Source organism: Deinococcota bacterium, from assembly GCA_030858465.1.
Taxonomy (GTDB): Bacteria; Deinococcota; Deinococci; order Deinococcales; family Trueperaceae; genus JALZLY01.
Window position 1 is genome coordinate 1 of sequence record JALZLY010000296.1, and the last position, 16,252, is coordinate 16,252.

The 16,252-nt window shown below is 65.7% G+C and carries 14 protein-coding genes; 8 read left to right on the forward strand and 6 right to left on the reverse strand.

What is annotated here, in order from left to right; genetic code table 11:
* Window positions 1-1,282, forward strand: a 1,282-nt coding sequence (locus tag M3498_14780) for a hypothetical protein (protein ID MDQ3460544.1), incomplete at its 5' end; no start/stop codon positions are given.
* A 156-nt stretch (window positions 1,283-1,438) separates the two neighbouring features.
* Here the strand turns inward: M3498_14780 and M3498_14785 are convergent.
* From M3498_14785 to nth, 3 genes are all read right to left on the reverse strand, one after another.
* Entirely contained in the window at window positions 1,439-1,966 is a 528-nt protein-coding gene (locus M3498_14785) for a Uma2 family endonuclease (protein MDQ3460545.1), read from the reverse strand.
* Between the two features lie 19 nt (window positions 1,967-1,985).
* Window positions 1,986-3,002 (reverse strand): YpdA family putative bacillithiol disulfide reductase, encoded by a 1,017-nt coding sequence (locus M3498_14790; GenBank protein MDQ3460546.1) that lies wholly within the window; start codon window positions 3,000-3,002, stop codon window positions 1,986-1,988.
* Window positions 3,003-3,083: 81 nt separating this feature from the next.
* Window positions 3,084-3,722 carry an endonuclease III gene (gene nth, locus M3498_14795; GenBank protein MDQ3460547.1) on the reverse strand — a complete coding sequence of 213 codons (639 nt, stop codon included), beginning with the start codon at window positions 3,720-3,722 and terminating at the stop codon, window positions 3,084-3,086.
* A gap of 82 nt (window positions 3,723-3,804) precedes the next feature.
* Between nth and M3498_14800 the strand changes: the two genes are divergently transcribed.
* Together M3498_14800 and M3498_14805 are read left to right on the forward strand one after the other, a co-directional pair.
* Entirely contained in the window at window positions 3,805-4,377 is a 573-nt protein-coding gene (locus M3498_14800) for a 5-formyltetrahydrofolate cyclo-ligase (GenBank protein MDQ3460548.1), read from the forward strand.
* 203 nt (window positions 4,378-4,580) lie between these two features.
* Window positions 4,581-5,810 carry a type II secretion system F family protein gene (locus M3498_14805; protein MDQ3460549.1) on the forward strand — a complete coding sequence of 410 codons (1,230 nt, stop codon included), beginning with the start codon at window positions 4,581-4,583 and terminating at the stop codon, window positions 5,808-5,810.
* Window positions 5,811-5,891: 81 nt separating this feature from the next.
* Here M3498_14805 and M3498_14810 read toward each other — a convergent pair whose 3' ends face one another.
* Window positions 5,892-7,067 carry a peptidylprolyl isomerase gene (locus M3498_14810; GenBank protein ID MDQ3460550.1) on the reverse strand — a complete coding sequence of 392 codons (1,176 nt, stop codon included), beginning with the start codon at window positions 7,065-7,067 and terminating at the stop codon, window positions 5,892-5,894.
* A gap of 287 nt (window positions 7,068-7,354) precedes the next feature.
* Here M3498_14810 and M3498_14815 point away from each other — a divergent pair, with 287 nt between their 5' ends.
* Together M3498_14815 and M3498_14820 are read left to right on the forward strand one after the other, a co-directional pair.
* Complete coding sequence (locus M3498_14815; GenBank protein MDQ3460551.1) at window positions 7,355-8,173, forward strand: GNAT family N-acetyltransferase; 819 nt, start codon at window positions 7,355-7,357, stop codon at window positions 8,171-8,173.
* Window positions 8,174-8,182: 9 nt separating this feature from the next.
* Window positions 8,183-8,941, forward strand: a complete 759-nt coding sequence (locus M3498_14820) for an SDR family oxidoreductase (GenBank protein MDQ3460552.1) — start codon at window positions 8,183-8,185, stop codon at window positions 8,939-8,941.
* A gap of 24 nt (window positions 8,942-8,965) precedes the next feature.
* Here the strand turns inward: M3498_14820 and M3498_14825 are convergent, their stop codons facing one another.
* Entirely contained in the window at window positions 8,966-10,354 is a 1,389-nt protein-coding gene (locus M3498_14825; GenBank protein ID MDQ3460553.1) for an MATE family efflux transporter, read from the reverse strand.
* A gap of 186 nt (window positions 10,355-10,540) precedes the next feature.
* On the opposite strand from M3498_14825, the gene M3498_14830 reads away from it, so the two are divergent.
* Window positions 10,541-11,749: a hypothetical protein gene (locus M3498_14830; GenBank protein ID MDQ3460554.1), complete on the forward strand. Its 1,209-nt coding sequence runs from the start codon at window positions 10,541-10,543 to the stop codon at window positions 11,747-11,749.
* Here M3498_14830 and M3498_14835 read toward each other — a convergent pair.
* On the reverse strand, window positions 11,746-13,110 hold the full coding sequence (locus tag M3498_14835) for a M20/M25/M40 family metallo-hydrolase (protein ID MDQ3460555.1): 1,365 nt from the start codon (window positions 13,108-13,110) through the stop codon (window positions 11,746-11,748). The two genes, M3498_14830 and M3498_14835, sit on opposite strands and share 4 nt — an antisense overlap.
* A 537-nt stretch (window positions 13,111-13,647) precedes the next feature.
* On the opposite strand from M3498_14835, the gene gnd reads away from it, so the two are divergent.
* Together gnd and M3498_14845 are read left to right on the forward strand one after the other, a co-directional pair.
* Window positions 13,648-15,099 (forward strand): decarboxylating NADP(+)-dependent phosphogluconate dehydrogenase, encoded by a 1,452-nt coding sequence (gene gnd / locus M3498_14840; GenBank protein ID MDQ3460556.1) that lies wholly within the window; start codon window positions 13,648-13,650, stop codon window positions 15,097-15,099.
* 198 nt (window positions 15,100-15,297) lie between these two features.
* On the forward strand, window positions 15,298-16,248 hold the full coding sequence (locus tag M3498_14845) for a hypothetical protein (protein MDQ3460557.1): 951 nt from the start codon (window positions 15,298-15,300) through the stop codon (window positions 16,246-16,248).
* Window positions 16,249-16,252: the final 4 nt, after the last annotated feature.

Below are 16,252 nucleotides of genomic sequence, written 5' to 3' on the forward strand. Positions count from 1 at the left end.
GGCGGTGTACGACGGCCAGGACGTCTTCCCCGTGATCAAGCCGGTGATGGATGAGCTCGGCGCGCTGGCCGGGCCGTTCGCAAAGCGCGGCATCGAGCTCCTCAACGGCGAATGCGTGAGCGACAGCAGTCTCGCGTTTGTCTATGCGATGCTCGTCCTGATGTTGCAAGAGGACGCACAGACCTTCGGGGCGGATCTCGAGACGAACCGGATCACCCGCGAAGAGGTGCTGGCGGAGCTGTGCGTTCAGGTCGTCTTCCACGAAACCGAAGGAATAGCGTTCCCGTTAAGCATCCAGCCGGGCGAGAGCGGGACCCTGAACCTCAAGGTGGGCTATAGGGTGGGTGACGAGGCCCCCAGCTTCAGCCGCGTATTCAACGTCTTCCTGACCGGGCAGAACGTCAGCCCCGAAGGTCTCTTCCAGCAGCAGACCTCGGCGACGGGAGAGGTGCAAAGGACGTACCTGTGGACACCAGATACCGCTCAGATGCGCATCGACGCCAGTGCCTGCTTTCTCACGCCGTCCACGCTCGTAGAGGTCTGCCAGAGCGCGCACGTGCTGCGAGGGCAGACGACCGATGTTCCCACTCTGGCGGTCAGGCCGCCGCTCGCTGCAACCCGTTCCCACGGGGGGTACCTAGTTTTCTACGCCTATGATCCTTCCAGTTGTGACGAGAACGGTTTTTGCGATCTTATAGACAAAGGCATTACCTGGAGTTCGGATGGTGGCGATGTGCACAACGGGGCGTTTTTTGGGGGTGAGACACCAGGTGTCTTCACCGTCACCGCGGCCAGCAAGGCTAATCCGGACAACAGCGCCTCCGCCACCGTCACCGTTCTCGACCGCAATCTCCTCGTCTATGCCGGCACGCACAGTTATTCCAGGAGGGGGCCGGACGCGTGTGGTAAGCAGTACACCATCACAACCGACGCCTTGATGCGATTGGATTTCCATGGGGGACACAAAGGCGACTACCTGCGCCTTGGATATTCGCTCAGTGTCCTGGACCCCCCCGACCCTCGCGGTAGGTATGTCCGTTACTCCGTACTCCTCCTCGAGTACGAAGGCCTCGCGTTCACCAGCCGATTCGTGGGGCAAGGTGAAGCCTGGGAGGAAGACATGCGCAAGCCGGAGTCCGTGCCCGTCCGTGAACGCCTGCGCGAGCCCGGCGACCCCGGTTATCATGGCTCGGGGAGTCACCTGGACATCTCGGGAGAACTTTCGCGCATCTCAGGGGCCTGTGACGACTTCCGCATGACGTTTTCGGGGACCCGCGAGTGACGGTCGTTTTTCGACGCCTTCTCATGGCCCCAATGTCGGCCACAATTCGCTCGAGCACGACCGGATGTTCACCTACTGACCGTTACGCTGCGACCGAGTACAGACATCTCAATCGTGCCGTCTGGGCTTTTTGGTTGGCAGGGCTTTTGGACAGGCTCAGAAAAGCTCGCCGAGCGGCAACGCGAAGTCCGCCAGCAGCGATACCTTCGCCACCTCATCCCGGCGGTAGCGGTTCAGAACGAAGCCGTCGTCCCAGGCGTAGACGGTCTCGTCCTCGGGGTCGACCACCCAGTAGGCGCCAAGCCCGTAGGTCTGATAGAGCTTGAGCTTGATACCCATGTCGCGTTTTTGCGTGGAAGGGGAGAGCACCTCGACGACCCAGGACGGCGGCCCTTCGATCCCGCGCGTCGTGACGATAGCCGCCCGTTCGTTGGCGACATAGACGAGGTCGGGTTGCGTCACGTCCTCCGCCGAAAAAATCACGTCGACAGGGGCCACGAAGATTTCACCTATGGCGTGATTTTGAAGGTAGCCGCGCACCGCGAAATAGAGGCTGCCGACGATGCGCTGGTGTCTCGGGGCCGGTGCGGGCGTCACATAAATCTCCCCCTCGATGACTTCCCGCCGCTTGTCGTCCTGGAAGTCCTGCAAGTCCTCATAGGTGAAGCGCACCCGGGTGGTCATACTATCAGTATAGTCCCTTTCAGCCGAGGACGGGTTCGCGCTCGAGCTTTCTCACCATGTCCGCGACGGCCTTTTGGGCGTGCACCAGGCCGTTTTCGATGAAGACGTCGCTGGTGCGGGTGCCGAAGCCGGCCGAGCCGATCACGTAGAGGCCGGGCACGTTGCTCTCGAAGGTCTCGGGGTCGAGGTCGGCCGAGTAGTCCTCCAGGCAGCGCACCCCGGCGTCCGCGAGCAGCCTCGAGTTGGCGTAGTAGCCCGTCAGGACGAAGGTCTGATCGCTGGGGATGGTGATTTCTTCGCCTTCCCTCTCGGCGATGACCGCCTCGGGGGTGATGGCCTTGACGGTGGTGTTGAAGAAGGCGGCAATCGAGCCTTCCTTGACGCGGTTCTCGAGGTTGGGCCTGATCCAGTACTTGAGCGAGTGGCGAAAGCCCTCGCCGCGGTGGATCATGGTCACCTGAGCCCCAGCGCGGTGGAGGTCCAGAGCGGTGTCGGCGGCCGACGAGCCCGCCCCGACGATGGTCACCCTGCGTCCCCAAAAGGGGTGCGCTTCGGAGTAGTAGTGGCTGACGTTGGGCAGGTCCTCGCCGGGAACCCCCAGGAGCTTGGGGTTGTCGAAGTAGCCTGTGGCGACGGCGACTTTGCGCGCCCGCAGGCGGTACGCTGGGCCCTTGTCGGGGGTGACCGCGACCTCGAAACCTTCGCCTGAGCGCCTTATGGCCGTGACCTCGCTGTACTGCCTGAGCGCAAGACCTTCGTTCGCGGCGACCTTGCGGTAGTAGTCGAGCGCCTCCCTGCGGGTGGGCTTGTCGGTCGAAGTCACCAGCGGGTGCCCGCCTATCTCGAGCCGCTCGGAGGTGGTGAAAAAGGTCATGTAGGTAGGGTAGTTGAAGATGGCGTTGACTACGCAGCCCTTGTCCAAGACGAGGTAGGCGAGGCCGGCGCGCTTGGCGAGGATGGCGGTCTCGAGGCCGATGGGACCGGCGCCGACGATTGCCAGGTCGAGGGGGAGGAAGGGGTCGGCGCGCTCGTTCACAGGCTCGAGGATAGCAGAGCCCCAGCGCCGCCCAAATGGGCAAGGCTACACGTCGTCGATTTTGCTTGCGTCGGGCTGGCGTCAGTCTTGCCGACTCGGGCAGAGGGGTGCCAGGCCGCAGGCATGGCAAGCAGGCTTACGCGCCAGGCAGACGCGGCGGCCGTGCAAGATGAGCGCGTGGTGCAAAAAGATCCAGGCGTTTTCGGGAAAGACGCTCGTCAGATCACCCTCGACCTTGTCAGGATGGTCGTGCGTGGAAAATCCCAGGCGCCTCGCGAGGCGGCCCACGTGCGTGTCCACCGCGATGGCCGCTCTTCCATAGGCGTTCGACAAGACCACGTTGGCGGTCTTGCGGCCCACGCCGGGCAACTTGAGCATGCTCTCAAAGTCGCGTGGCACCTCGCCGCCGTGCTCGGCGACCAGGGCGCGCGCGGTCGCGACGAGGTTCTTGGCCTTGTTGCGGTAGAGACCGATGGCCCTGATCAGCCCCTCGACCTCTCCGGGCTCGGCCTGCGCCAGCGCCGCGGCGTCCGGATAGCGCGCGAAGAGGGCGGGCGTGGCGGCATTCACGCTCACGTCGGTGGCCTGCGCGGAGAGGATGGTGGCGACGAGCAACTCGAAGGGCGTCTCGTAGCGAAGCTCGGTGCGCGCTTCCGGGTAGAGCGCTCTCAGGCGCTCGAGCACCAGGCGGGCGCGCTCGCCCTGGGGTTCACTCGGCATGGGCTGCATTCTACCGTCCGGCGCTCCGCAGGGGGCTAAAGGGGAGCAAGGCTTTGCTATCGCGCTCGTCTAGACTGGCAGGATGAGCGACAAGACCCCCGGCCAGCTCCGCGACGAGGTGTGGACGAGCCTGATGCGCGCCAAGGTCGCCGCCTATCCCCTGCCTGTTCACGGCCACCACCCCAACTTTCAAGGCGCGGGCGAGGCCGCGTCCCGGCTACTGGCCTTCTTGCTGGCAAGGGGCTGGCTGCACCCCGGCGACACCGTCTTCTCCTATCCCGACTACGTGTTAAAACCCCTGCGCAAGGGGGCGCTCGAGGCGGGCGTCAACCTGGTGGTGCCGGCCAAGCACCCCGGCGGCTGGCGCCTTCTCGCCGCCGGCAGGGTGAACCCGGCCAAGGCGGCAAGCATCGCCGGGGCCGAGCGCTGGGGAGAGGCTATCGCCGAGCCGCCGCCCTGCCGGCTGGCCTTTATAGCCTGTGTGGCGGTGGACGGGCGCGGGTTCGTCCTCGGCAAGGGCTATGGTTTCAGCCTCGGCCTGAACCTGCCCGCCGTGAGCATCGTTCATCCCCTGCAGGTTCTAGCCGAGCTGCCGGAGGGGAAGCTTCGTCTCGAGGCCTACGCCACGCCCGCGGAGGTCTGCGAGGTTCGTTGAGCCGCCACGGCTCGAGCCGGAAATGCGCTAGACTAAAAGGGGCTGCTTTGGGAATTCGGGAGGGCGAACCGGATATCTTACAGGGGCAACCTTACAGGGGCAACCTTGCAGGGGGCACCTTGCAGTGGGAAGCAGCCAAACGGTGGGAAGCAGCCAAGAACAGTTCGACTTTATTCGACTTTAGTGGTGTTGGGGAGACCAGCATGCCGGTATACGAATACAGCGTCAGAGACCGCACGGGCAGGTTGATAACGGGCAAGGAGGAGAGCGCTTCGGACCGCGATTTGGCGGTGTCGCTGCGCGAAAAGGGTTATTTCATCGCCGAGATCAAGGCGCCCAAATCGGGCCTGAACGCCGATATCAAGCTGCCCGCCTGGCTCAACCTTGGCGGTAAGGTCAACCTCCGCGACGTGTCACTCTTCAGCCGCCAGTTCGCAACGGTCATCAATGCCGGCTTGCCGGTGGTGCAGTCTTTGGCCATCTTGCAGCGCCAGGCCAACAAGAACGGCCTCAAAGAGGCGCTCAAAAAGGTCCGCGAGGACGTAGAAACCGGCCTGCCGCTCTCCGAAGCGCTCGCCAAGTACCCCAAAATCTTCAACAAGCTCTATGTCTACCTCGTGCGCGCGGGCGAGGTCTCAGGCAACTTGGACGGCATCTTGGAGCGCGTCGCCGCCTACCAGGAGGAGCAGCAGGCGCTGCGCGGCAAGCTGAAGAGCGCCATGACCTATCCGGTGGTGGTCTTGGTCATCGCGCTCGGGGTCACCTATTTTTTGCTCACCGGCATCGTCCCGCAGTTTGCGGGTATCCTCGAGCAACTCGGCGGCGAGCTGCCCTTTATCACCAGGATACTCATCGTCATCAGTGACTTTTTGCGTTTCCAGGGGTGGCTGCTCTTGCCCATGATCGTCGGCGGCGTCTTCGGCCTAGGCGCCTACTACCGCACCAATAACGGCCGGCACGTCATCGACCGGCTGCTCCTCAAGCTGCCCGTTTTGGGCCCGCTCGTGCAGAAAACGGCCATCGCGTCGTTCAGCAACACCTTCGGCCTGCTGCTTAAGAGCGGCGTCAACATCATCGAAGCGATCGAGATCACCAAGGGCACGGCGGGCAACGTCATCGTCGAGGACGTGCTCGACGAGGCCATGCAGGCGGTGCAGCGTGGCGAGCAGTTGAGCCGGCCCTTAGAGGGCCACCCGCTCGTCTTTCCGCCGCTCGTCACCTCGATGATCGCTATCGGCGAGGAGACGGGCGCGGTAGATACGATGCTCGAGAAGATCGCGCACTTCTACGAGCGCGAGGTAAACGCGGCCGTGGAGTCCCTGACAGCGGCCCTCGAGCCGATGATGATCGTCTTTCTGGGCGGCATCGTCGGCTTTATCGTGGCGGGTATGTTCCTGCCGATGTTCGCGATCATCGGGCAGCTGAGCAGCTAGGCTGCCGGTTTGGATTAGAAATTTGGATTAGCAAGGGGACACGGTCATGGCACCGTGTCCCCTGGAGCTTGCCCTAAAGCTCTAGTTGTCGTCCGAGTCTTCTTCCTCATCTTCGGTTTCCGCAGGAGCCGTCGGGGTCGGCTCCGGCTCTACTTCCTCCTCTACTTCCGGCTCTACTTCCGAAGGTGCCGCCTGCTCGTCCTCCGGCTCCGCGGGGTCCACCGGTTCAGCTTCCGCATCCTCCGCCGCCGGGGGTGTGAGGTTCTCCTCGAAAGTCTCGACGCCGGACTCTTCGCGAAGGGCGGTGACGCGCTCGTTGAGCCTCTCGGACTCGAGCTGCTCGCGGATGTCGGCCTCGACCTCGCTCAAGTCGGCGACGCCCGCGGGGGCGCGGTCGTAGGGCTGGATCAGGTGGTAGCCGAACTGGGTTTCCACGGGCTCGCTTACCTCGCCTTCGGGGGTGTCGAAGGCGGCCTCCTCGAACTCGGGGACGAAGAGTCCGCGGGGCTGGCAGTCCAAGTCGCCGCCGCGCTGGGCGCTGCCGGGGTCGAGGCTGTGCTCCTCGGCCAAGTCGGCAAAGTCCGCGCCCTCCTCGAGTTCTGCGGCTAAGGCCTCGGCCTCCTCCAGGGTCTCCACCAGGATGTGGCGCGCGCAGATCTGCTCGCCGCTCTCGAACTGGGCCTGGTTGGCTTCAAAAAAGGCCGCGATGTCCTCGTCGCCGATCTCGACTTCCTCGCGCAAATCGGTGACGACCCTCTGGATGAGCTCGCTCTCGCGCACCGTCTCGCGGAACTGGTCTAGGTCGCGAAAGCCGGCTTCGCTGAGGGCCTCGGCGAAGTCTTCTTCGCTCTCGAAGCTGCCGCCGGCCTGCTCGAGGCGCTCGTCCAACTCCTCGTCCGGGACGCTCAAGCCGCGCCTCTCCGCTTCGCTCAGGAGCGCGGCTTGAAAGGCGAGATCCTCCAAAAACTGCGGCCGCAGGCTTTCGAACTGCGCCATCATCTCGGGAATGAGGGGCTGGCCCTGTTGCGCCAAGACGTTGGCTATCGCCACGCGGAAACGGTCGTCGAACTCGCTGCGGGTGAGCGTCAGGGCGTCCGAGCGCAAGACGATGGGATCGTCCTCGGCGGCGGCCGGGGGCGTGGTCGTTTCGGTGGTGCCGGTCTCGGCTCGAGCCGAGACCGCAACGAGCATCAGCGCGCTCAGGAACAGGGCAAGGGCAAAGTGGCCCAGTTGCGTAAGGGTGGCAGTTCTGGTCATACGGTCTCCTTTGGGAATCTCCAGTGGGGTCCAGTGCGTCAGCCTAGCACCCCCTTGGTGAGAAAGGCTCCTGTGAGGTGAAGAGGGCAACACCCGCACGATATCACCGGCCGCCGGGCCCCAAACGTAGCGTCCGGTTCATTGGTGGCATGGGTTAGTGGCGTGGGTTGGGCGACTGCTCTTGACCCTTTCCTATAGAACATAGAATAGACGCTGGCTTTTAGAATAGACGCCGACTGTTGAGATGAGCACTCGCTCACGCTCGCCGTGGCGAAGGAGGTTTGACCGTGGACATCAACTCTTTGGGCTACCGCAGTGACCTGATCTTTCCCCGCTTCGACGGCCAGATCATGGACCGGGGCGATTATCTCGCCGTCCTCACTCCTGCGAACCCCGACTTCCACTGGGGCAACTTTCTGCTCTTCAAGGAGCCGCCGGGAGAGGGAGACTTTAACGGCTGGAAGGCGCTTTTCAGTAAGGAAATAGGCTTGGAGGCGCAACATATGGCCTTTGGCTGGGACACGGTGGACGGAGAGATGGGGCAGGTCGGGCCGTTCCTGGCGGCGGGCTTCTCCCTCGAGGAGTCGGTCGTCTTAACGGCTGCCAGCGTGAACCCCCCGCCCAAGGTCAATCACGAGGTGGTGGTGAGGCCGCTCTCGGAAGACTGGGAATGGGAAGCGGCACTAGGGAACCAGATCGCCTGCCGCGATTTGGAGTATGGGGAGGCGGGCTACCGCGTCTTCAGGGAACGGCAGATGGCGCGCTACCGCAAGATGGTCCGGGCTGGCCTGGGTCACTGGTTCGGCGCCTTTTTGGAGGGGCGGCTGGTGGCGGATTTGGGGGTCTTCAAGGACGATGAACTCGGCAGGTTCCAGTCGGTCGGCACCCATCTTGACTTCAGGCGGCGGGGAATCTGCGGGACCCTCGTCTACAGGGCAGCCAGCCACGCGTATGAGGCCATGGGGATAAGCACGCTGGTGATGGTCGCGGACGAGCATGACCACGCGGCGGGAATCTACGAATCGGTCGGCTTCGAGAAGGCGGAGTACCAGCGCGGCCTCGGCTGGTGGGACCGGGCTCGAGGTTCCGGCGCGACCCTCTGCTAGACTGCGCTCATGAAGATAGACCTGTCGAACAGCAGCGTCCTGGTGACCGGCGCCAGCCGGGGCATCGGCCGGGCCGTCGCCGAGAGGCTCGCCTCGGCGGGGGCGAGGGTGGGGGTTCACTACCACCGCAACGCCGAAGGGGCGGAGAGGCTGGCGCAGGGCTTGGGGCGTGGCGCCCTGCCCTTCGGCGCCGACCTGGGGGACGCCGCGGCCTGCCAGCGCCTCTTCGCCGAGGCCCTGGCAGCCTTCGGCCGCATCGATGTGCTCGTCAACAACGCCGGCGTCGCCATCCTTTCGCCTTTAGAGGCGCCTCTGGACGACTGGGTCCGCGACTGGGACAGGACCCAAGCCGTGAACCTGAGGGCGGCGGGGGTTCTCTGCCGCGAGGCGGTGAGGCACTTTCTGGACATTGGCGGCGGCCGCATCGTCAACATCGCCTCGCGCGCCGCCTTTCGCGGCGACAGCGTGGACTTCCTCGCCTACGCGGCCTCGAAGGGCGGCATGGTGGCCTTGAGCCGCTCCATCGCTCGAGGCTACGGCAAGCGGGGCGTCAAGGCCTTCGTGGTCGCTCCCGGCTTCGTCCGCACCGACATGGCCCAGGACTTTATCGATCAGTACGGTGAAGGCATCGCGGTAGGCGACCTGGCGCTGAACGAGCTCACCGTACCCGCGGACGTCGCGCCCACGGTGGTCTTCCTGGCCAGCGGGCTGGCCGACCACACCACGGGCTGCACGGTAGACGTCAACGCTGGCAGTTACGTGCACTAAAGGACTGACACCAAGGACTGAGCCCTACCGAGATTGGGCCGCCACCCCGGCGGAAACGTCCGGCCGGGTGCGCTGCAAGAAACGTCCGGCGAGCAGCACCGACGCGGTCGCCAAGCCCACGACCAGGCCGAGCCAGAGGCCCCGGCCGCCCAGCCCCAGGCCGAAGGCCAGCCCTACGCCGCTGCCGAGCCCCACTATCCAGTAGGAGAAAAAGGCGATGAGCATGGGCACGCGGGTGTCCTTGAGGCCGCGCAGGGCGCCCAGAGCGCTCACCTGCAAGCCGTCGAAGAGCTGAAAGAGCGCAGCGAGCCTGAGAAAGGAAACCGCCCCCGCGAAGACCTCGGTGTTGGCGGGGTCGGCGGGGTCGATGTAGAGCGCGGCGATGCGCTCAGGCATGAGCGCGAAGAGCAGCGCCGTGACACTCATGAAAAGGACGCCCAGGCCGATGCCGACGAGGCCGGAGAGGCGCGCCGCGGCGATGTCGCCGCGTCCCCGCGCCTGACCGACCCTGACCGCGGTGGCGATCGACAGGCCGAGCGGCACCATGAAGGCGAGCGCCGCGTTCTGCAGGGCGATCTGGTGCGCGGCCAAGGCGCTGGCGCCCAACAGGCCCATGAGCAGGGTGGAGATCGAGAAGAGCCCGCTCTCGAAGGCCAGCGTGAGGCTGATGGGCCAGCCGACGGTGACGAGTTCGCGCATGGCGCCGAGGTCGGGCAGGCGCCACTTGGAGAGGATGCCCAGGGCGCCGTGGCGGCTTTGCACGTAGAGGGCGGCCAGCGCGAACACCACCCAGTAGACGAAGGCGCTGGCGAAGCCGGTGCCGACCAGGCCCAGGGCGGGAAAGCCGAAGTTGCCGAACATCAAGGTGTGGTTGGCGAAGACGTTGAGGCCGACGCCGAAGAGTATGATGATGAGAATAGGCCGCGTCTGCGACACGCCCTCGAGCAGGCCGCGCAGGGCCACCAGCCAGAGGCCGGGCAGGAGTCCCCAGGAGATGGCCCGCAAGTAAGCCGAGGCCAAGGCCACCGTCCCCTCGTCCTGACCCGCTAAGCGCAGGGCGGGCGCGACGTTCCAGTAGGCCAGCAGCGCCAGCCCGCCGAGAGCGGTCGCCAACCACAGGCCCTGGCGCACCGTCCGGCCGATGGCCTCTCTTTGACCTCCGCCGTGGGCCTGCGAGACGAGCGGCCCGACCGCCAAGACGGCGCCGGAGACGATCAGAAAGACGAAGAAGTAGACCGTGCTGCCGAGCGCGATGCCCGCCAGGGCCTCGCGGCCCAAGCGACCCACCATCAGGGTGTCGACGAAGCCCATCGAGGTCTGGGCGAGCTGCGCCAAGATGAGCGGCAGGGCCAGGCCGAAGAGGCGGCGGGCCTCGGTAGGCAGGGCAAGGGTAGGGAGGGTGAGACGGGTCATGGTCGGAGCCCAGCCTAACAGAGGCACTGGGAGCTTTCGGCCCCGGCGCCTACGCTGTCGAGAAGGCCCAGGGTAAGGCCCAGGGTACTGCAGGCGTCAGTCGCGCGCGGGCGCCTACGCGTATAGGCCTACGCGTATAGTATGCGTATAGTGACGCCATCAGCCCAGCATACCGTGAGGAGAACCATGACCCAAGCCAAACAAGCCGGCCGCGCTGCGGAGCTCAGAGGCCTGCTCTTCGCGCTGCTCCTCGGCTGGAGCGCCGCGCTGGCCGCCGCGGACGCGCCCCCGCGGGGGCTTCCCGCCGAGGCGCTCGACGCCCTGGAGAGCTATCTGGAGGAGGAGGCTTCGCCCCTGGCCGGACAGGCCACGGTGCAGTTGGAGGCCGCGGACGAAGACACTGCCCTGGTGAGCCTCCTGCCCCGGGAGCCGGAGGCGGCGGACCCGGCGGTGGCCTTCTTGCGCCTTGGGGACGGCCAGTGGACCGTGCTCGGGGTCGGCAGCGATTTCGACGCCGACTTCTACCAGGCCCACGACGTCCCTGACAGCCTGCGGGTCTACGGCCCCTTGGGTTTCTTGCTCCAGGGCCCCTTGCCCCAGGGTCAGGCGCTCCAGGGTCAGGCGCTCCAGGTCTATCCGCGGAGCCCCGCGGACGCGGCGCCGCGCTACCGTCCCGTCGAGGGTGAGGTCTGCGCCGCCTGGACAGGTATCTTGGAGGAGGAACTGAGCGTGCCGGTCGAGAGCGGCGAGGCGACCTTTAGTGACTACCTGAGCGGGACCGGCGGACAGGCCTGCCTGCTCACCGCGACGGGCACGGGCGAGGACTTTGCTCCCTTTCCCCAGGTGGCCGCCGACCTGATGGGCCGCCTCGAGCAGGACGGCTGGCTCGAGGATCCGCGCTACGCCGCCGACGGCCCCATGGGCACCGCCGCCGGGCTGCGCCAGGAGGACGGGCTGGCGATCTTGCGGGTCGGCTGGGAGCCCGCCGAAGAGGCGAGCTGCCCGGGAGACCAGCCCATCTTCGAGTGCGAGATCGCGCCCGAGGACCAGCGCTACACGGTCAGCCTCGAGCTGGCCAGGGAGGTAGATGCCGATGAGGATGACGGTATGGCTATAAACGGAGACGCGCCCGTAGCGGCGCAGCGTGCCACCGAGGCCCTGGCCGAGCGGCTGGGGGTGGCGCCGGAGACGATCACCCTGGTAGAGGCCGAGTACGTGGAGTGGCCCGACTCCTGCCTGGGGCTCGCCTCGCCAGGTCAGATGTGCGCCCAGGTCATCACGCCGGGCTACCGGATCACCTTGGAGGCCGACGGCGAGCTTTACGTCTACCACAGTGACGAGAGCGGCCGCGCCCTCTTGCCCGCCGACACCATCAGGTTGCAGGGAGGGCCCTAGAGTTCGGCGAAGCCGTCCAGGATGCGGGCGATGTGCCTGGACGCGTTCAAGAAATCCCTGAGCCGCAGGTGCTCGTCGGGCGCGTGAGCGCGGTTGTTGGTGCCGTAACCCACCCCGGCGGTCACCACCGGAAGCCCCAGCGGCTCGGCGAAGGCGTAGATGGGAGAGCTGCCGCCCACCAGCGGGGTCAGCAGGCTGGCCTGGCCGTAGACCTCCTCTGCGGCGCGGGCGGTGAGGCCGACGAAGGGATCGTCGGCCCCCGCTTTCGCCGGCCACATCGCCCCTACCCTCCTCAGCTCGACGTCGCCGAAGCCCTCTGAGTCCAGGTGCGCGCGCAGCTTGGCGAAGATGTCCTCGGGGTCCTGGCCGGGCACCAGGCGGAAGTCGAGCTTGGCCGTGGCCCTAGCCGGGATGACGGTCTTCATGCCCTCGCCCCCGTAGCCGGTGGTGACGCCCTGGATGTTGCAGGTCGGGTTGAAGACGGCCTCCCTGAGCTTCTGGCCGGTGAGGCCGTTCAAGAAGCGCGTAAGGCCGAAGTTCTCGAGCAGCTCCGCTTCCTGGTCGGGCAACTCGGCCAGGAGCCTCTTGTCGAGCTCGCTGGGCGGCAAGGCGCCGTCGTAGAAGCCGGGGATGCGGACGCGCTCCTGCTCGTCCTTCAGGCCGGCGAGCGCCCAGGTGAGGCGCCAGGCGGCGCTCGGCAGCATGTGGGCGCCGCCTGAGTGGCCGTCTCGCCCCATCGCCTTGACCGACAGCTCGACCGCCAGGATGCCCCGGCAGCCCAGCCACAGTAGCGGCCGCCCGCGGGCGTCGGTGCCGCCCTCCTCCCAGAGCGCGCCGTCGGAGCGCAGGAGCGCCAGGTTCTCCCTCACGAAGCGCGCGATGTGGGGGCTGCCGATCTCCTCCTCGCCCTCGACGACGAAGAGCGCGTCGCAGGGCAGCTCGCCGCCGTGCGCGGCGCGGACCGCGTCGACGGCGGCCAAGCGGGCGATGAACTCGCCCTTGTCGTCCTTGGCGCCGCGAGCGTAGAGCGCGCCCTCCCTGACCTCCGGCTCGAAGGGGGGCGAGGTCCAGAGCTCCAAGGGCTCGGCCGGCTGCACGTCGTAGTGGTTGTAAAAGAGCATGGTGCGCGGCGACTTTCCGGAAAGCCGACCGACGATGACGGGGCTTCCCGGCGTCTCCACGCGCCTCACTTCAAAGCCCCGCCTGAGCAGCAGGTTGTAGACGAGGTCGGCGCACTCGAGCACGCCCTCGCCCGTCGCCGACACGCTCCTTTGCGCGCAGAGCTGCGCGGTTTCGGCGATATAGCCGTCCAAACCCGCCTGCAAAAAGGCGTCGATTGACTGTGCCCTGTCCTGGTTCATGTTCCTGCTCCCTCTGGTAACCTGTCCCCCCCGTCACGCCGTAGCGCTTGGCAGGCGCGCCACTCGAGGAGGCCCCAAGAAGAGCTCGCCTCTCAGCGTGTCGTCTCGAGTCTAACCCACGGCAGTCCGCAGTCGTCACAAACCCCAGCAGAGCCGAGGATGGCTGCGGCGGCGCCGGCCCGATGTGCGCTCTGCCGCGTCAGCGGCAAAGGGCTGGGAAGGGGCTGAAGGATATTATGAAACTGATTGCCGCTTTAGCACCGCATCCGCCGAAGCCTCACCGAGCATAGCTTCCCCAACCAGATAGATGTAGCCATGTTCCTTTACATATTTAACGCTCCCTCGAGCTGCCCCACACCACCCATAGCAAGTGCCTTCCGAAGCACCATCTACCGAGGGCGTCTGAGGGTACGCGCGCACGAGCCTTTTCCAAACGCAAAAGCGGCGCTTGGAAACACAGCTGGCATCTGGTATAAACACACTGGGTAGAAAGACAGCTGAGTATTGGGTTTATCCTCTAGGGAAAGGACGTGCATCATGCCTGACAGAGCGGACATCGGCCTCATCGGCCTGGCGGTGATGGGTCAGAACCTGGTCTTGAACATGGCCGACCACGGCTACACGGTCGCCGTACACAACCGCACCACCTCGAGAATGACGGACTTTCTGGCCGGTCCGGCGGCTGGGGCGAGCGTGATCGGCGCGGGGACGCTCGAGGAGCTCGTGGGCACCCTGAAGCGCCCTCGCCGCGTGATGCTGATGGTCAAGGCGGGCAAGGTCGTCGACAGCTTCATCGAGAGGCTGGTGCCGCTTCTGGAGGAGGGCGATATCATCATCGACGGGGGGAACGCCAACTACCCCGACTCGGCCCGGCGTTTGAAAGAACTCGAGGCCAAGGGCCTGTTCTTTATCGGCACGGGCGTGTCGGGGGGCGAGGAGGGCGCGCGGCGCGGCCCGTCGATCATGCCCGGCGGCTCAGTGGAGGCGTGGCCGCAGGTGAAGAGCCTCTTCCAGGCCATCGCCGCCAAGGTGGACGGCCTGCCCTGCTGCGACTGGGTGGGCGAGGGCGGCGCGGGACACTTCGTGAAGATGGTGCATAACGGCATCGAGTACGGCGACATGCAGCTTATCGCCGAGGCCTACCACCTCATGAAGTCCGGCCTCGGCATGACGCACGAGGAGATGCAGAGGGTCTTCACTGACTGGAACGGGGGCAAGCTCGACTCCTACCTTATCGAGATCAGCCGCGACATCATGGGCATAAAGGACCAGGACGGCGAGCCGCTCCTCGAGAAGATCCTCGACAGCGCCGGCCAAAAGGGCACCGGCAAGTGGACGGCTGCGGCGGCGCTCGACATGGGCGTGCCGCTCACGCTGATCGCCGAGGCGGTCTTCGCGCGCTTCCTGTCGGCCTTAAAAGACGAGCGCGTGAAGGCGGCGAAACAGCTCGAGGGACCACAGGGAGCGTTCGAGGGAGACAGGCAGGCATTCCTCGCCGACCTGCACGACGCGCTCTACGCCTCCAAGATCGTCTCCTACGCGCAGGGCTACATGCTCATGCGCGCGGCCGCCCATGAGTACGGCTGGAAGCTCAACTACGGCGGCGTCGCCATGATGTGGCGCGGCGGCTGCATCATCCGCTCGGTCTTCCTGGGCGACATCAAAGGGGCGTTCGAGCGCGACCCGGACCTTCAGAACCTCCTGCTCGACCCCTACTTCAAAGGGGCCATCGCCCAGGCGCAGGCGGGCTGGCGGCGGGTGGTGGCGCAGGCGGTGACGCTGGGCCTTCCCGCGCCCGCCATGTCCGGGGCGCTGGCCTTCTTCGACGGCTACCGGCACGCGCGGCTACCAGCCAACCTCATCCAGGCGCAGCGCGACTACTTTGGCGCGCACACCTATGAGCGCGTGGACAAGCCGCGCGGCGAGTCCTTCCACAGTGACTGGACGGGACGTGGTGGCGAGGCTACCTCGGGGTCGTACAAGGCCTAGGTCGGGCGACGTCTAAAGGTTCTTACATGCCACCGACGCAGCTTTGGGCCAAGCCCAAAATGGGTTTGTAGCGAGCCAGGACTCGGGCCTGGTGGCCCTACCCTCTAGAGCTCGGGCCTAGTGGCCCTACCCTCTAGAGCAGGTAAGATTAGATGCACGAAGTCTGTGAAAGGTATTGTTGAGATGAGTTCTAGCCACTTGCGGCTGGCTGACCTACTTGCCGCCCTCTCTTTGGTGCTCGACCTGGGCATGGGCATGCCCAAGGAAGAGGCGATGCGCTCGTGCTTGCTGGCGACACGGTTGGCCCGCCTTATGAGCCTTGCCGAGGAGACAGTCAGGGATGTCTACTACACGGCGCTGCTGAAGTTCGTGGGCTGCACCGCCTACGCCCACGAGGAGGCCGCGCTTTTCGGTGGCGATGACATCGCCTTGAGGAACGGCGGGGCCAAAGTTGACTTTGGCAACCCGCGAGAGGCCATGCCGTTTCTGCTCTTCGAGCCGGGTCGTCACGCCCCACCGCTAAGGCGTGTTCTGATCGTTGCCCGCGCGGTTGCTCAAGGGTCACAGTTCGACCGGCAGATGGCCGCCTCGCACTGCGACGTGGCCGTGCTCATCGCCAAGCGCTTAGGCTTGGGCGCGGGGGTGCAAGAGGCCCTCAACCAGACCTTCGAACACTGGGATGGCCAAGGCGCGCCGCACAAACTCAAGGGTGAAGCCATCGCCTTGCCCCTGCGGGTGACGCAAGTCGCCTTCAAGGCCGTGCTCTTTGAGATGGTCGGTGGATTCGAGGCCGCCCGTGACGCCGTGTGGCGGCTAGCCGGAGGCGCGCTCGACCCTGAAGTTGCCGCGGTGTTCCTCCGCCACGGGCCCAAGCTGCTCGAGGAGATCGTCGCCGTGGACGCCTGCCAAGCCGTGGTTGAGGCCGAACCACAACCGCACCGGTGGATCTCCGAGGTTCGCCTCGACGAGGTGGCGCACGCTTTTGCCGACATGGTCGATCTGAAAGTGCCTTTCTTGCGCGGTCACGCGTCGGGGGTCGCCGTGTTCGCGGAGGCTGCTGCTTGCACCTGTGGCCTCAGCGCACCAGACATGACTACGTTGCGCCGTGCTGCGCTCTTACACGACCTTGGCCTCTTCGGACTGCTCTAAGTGA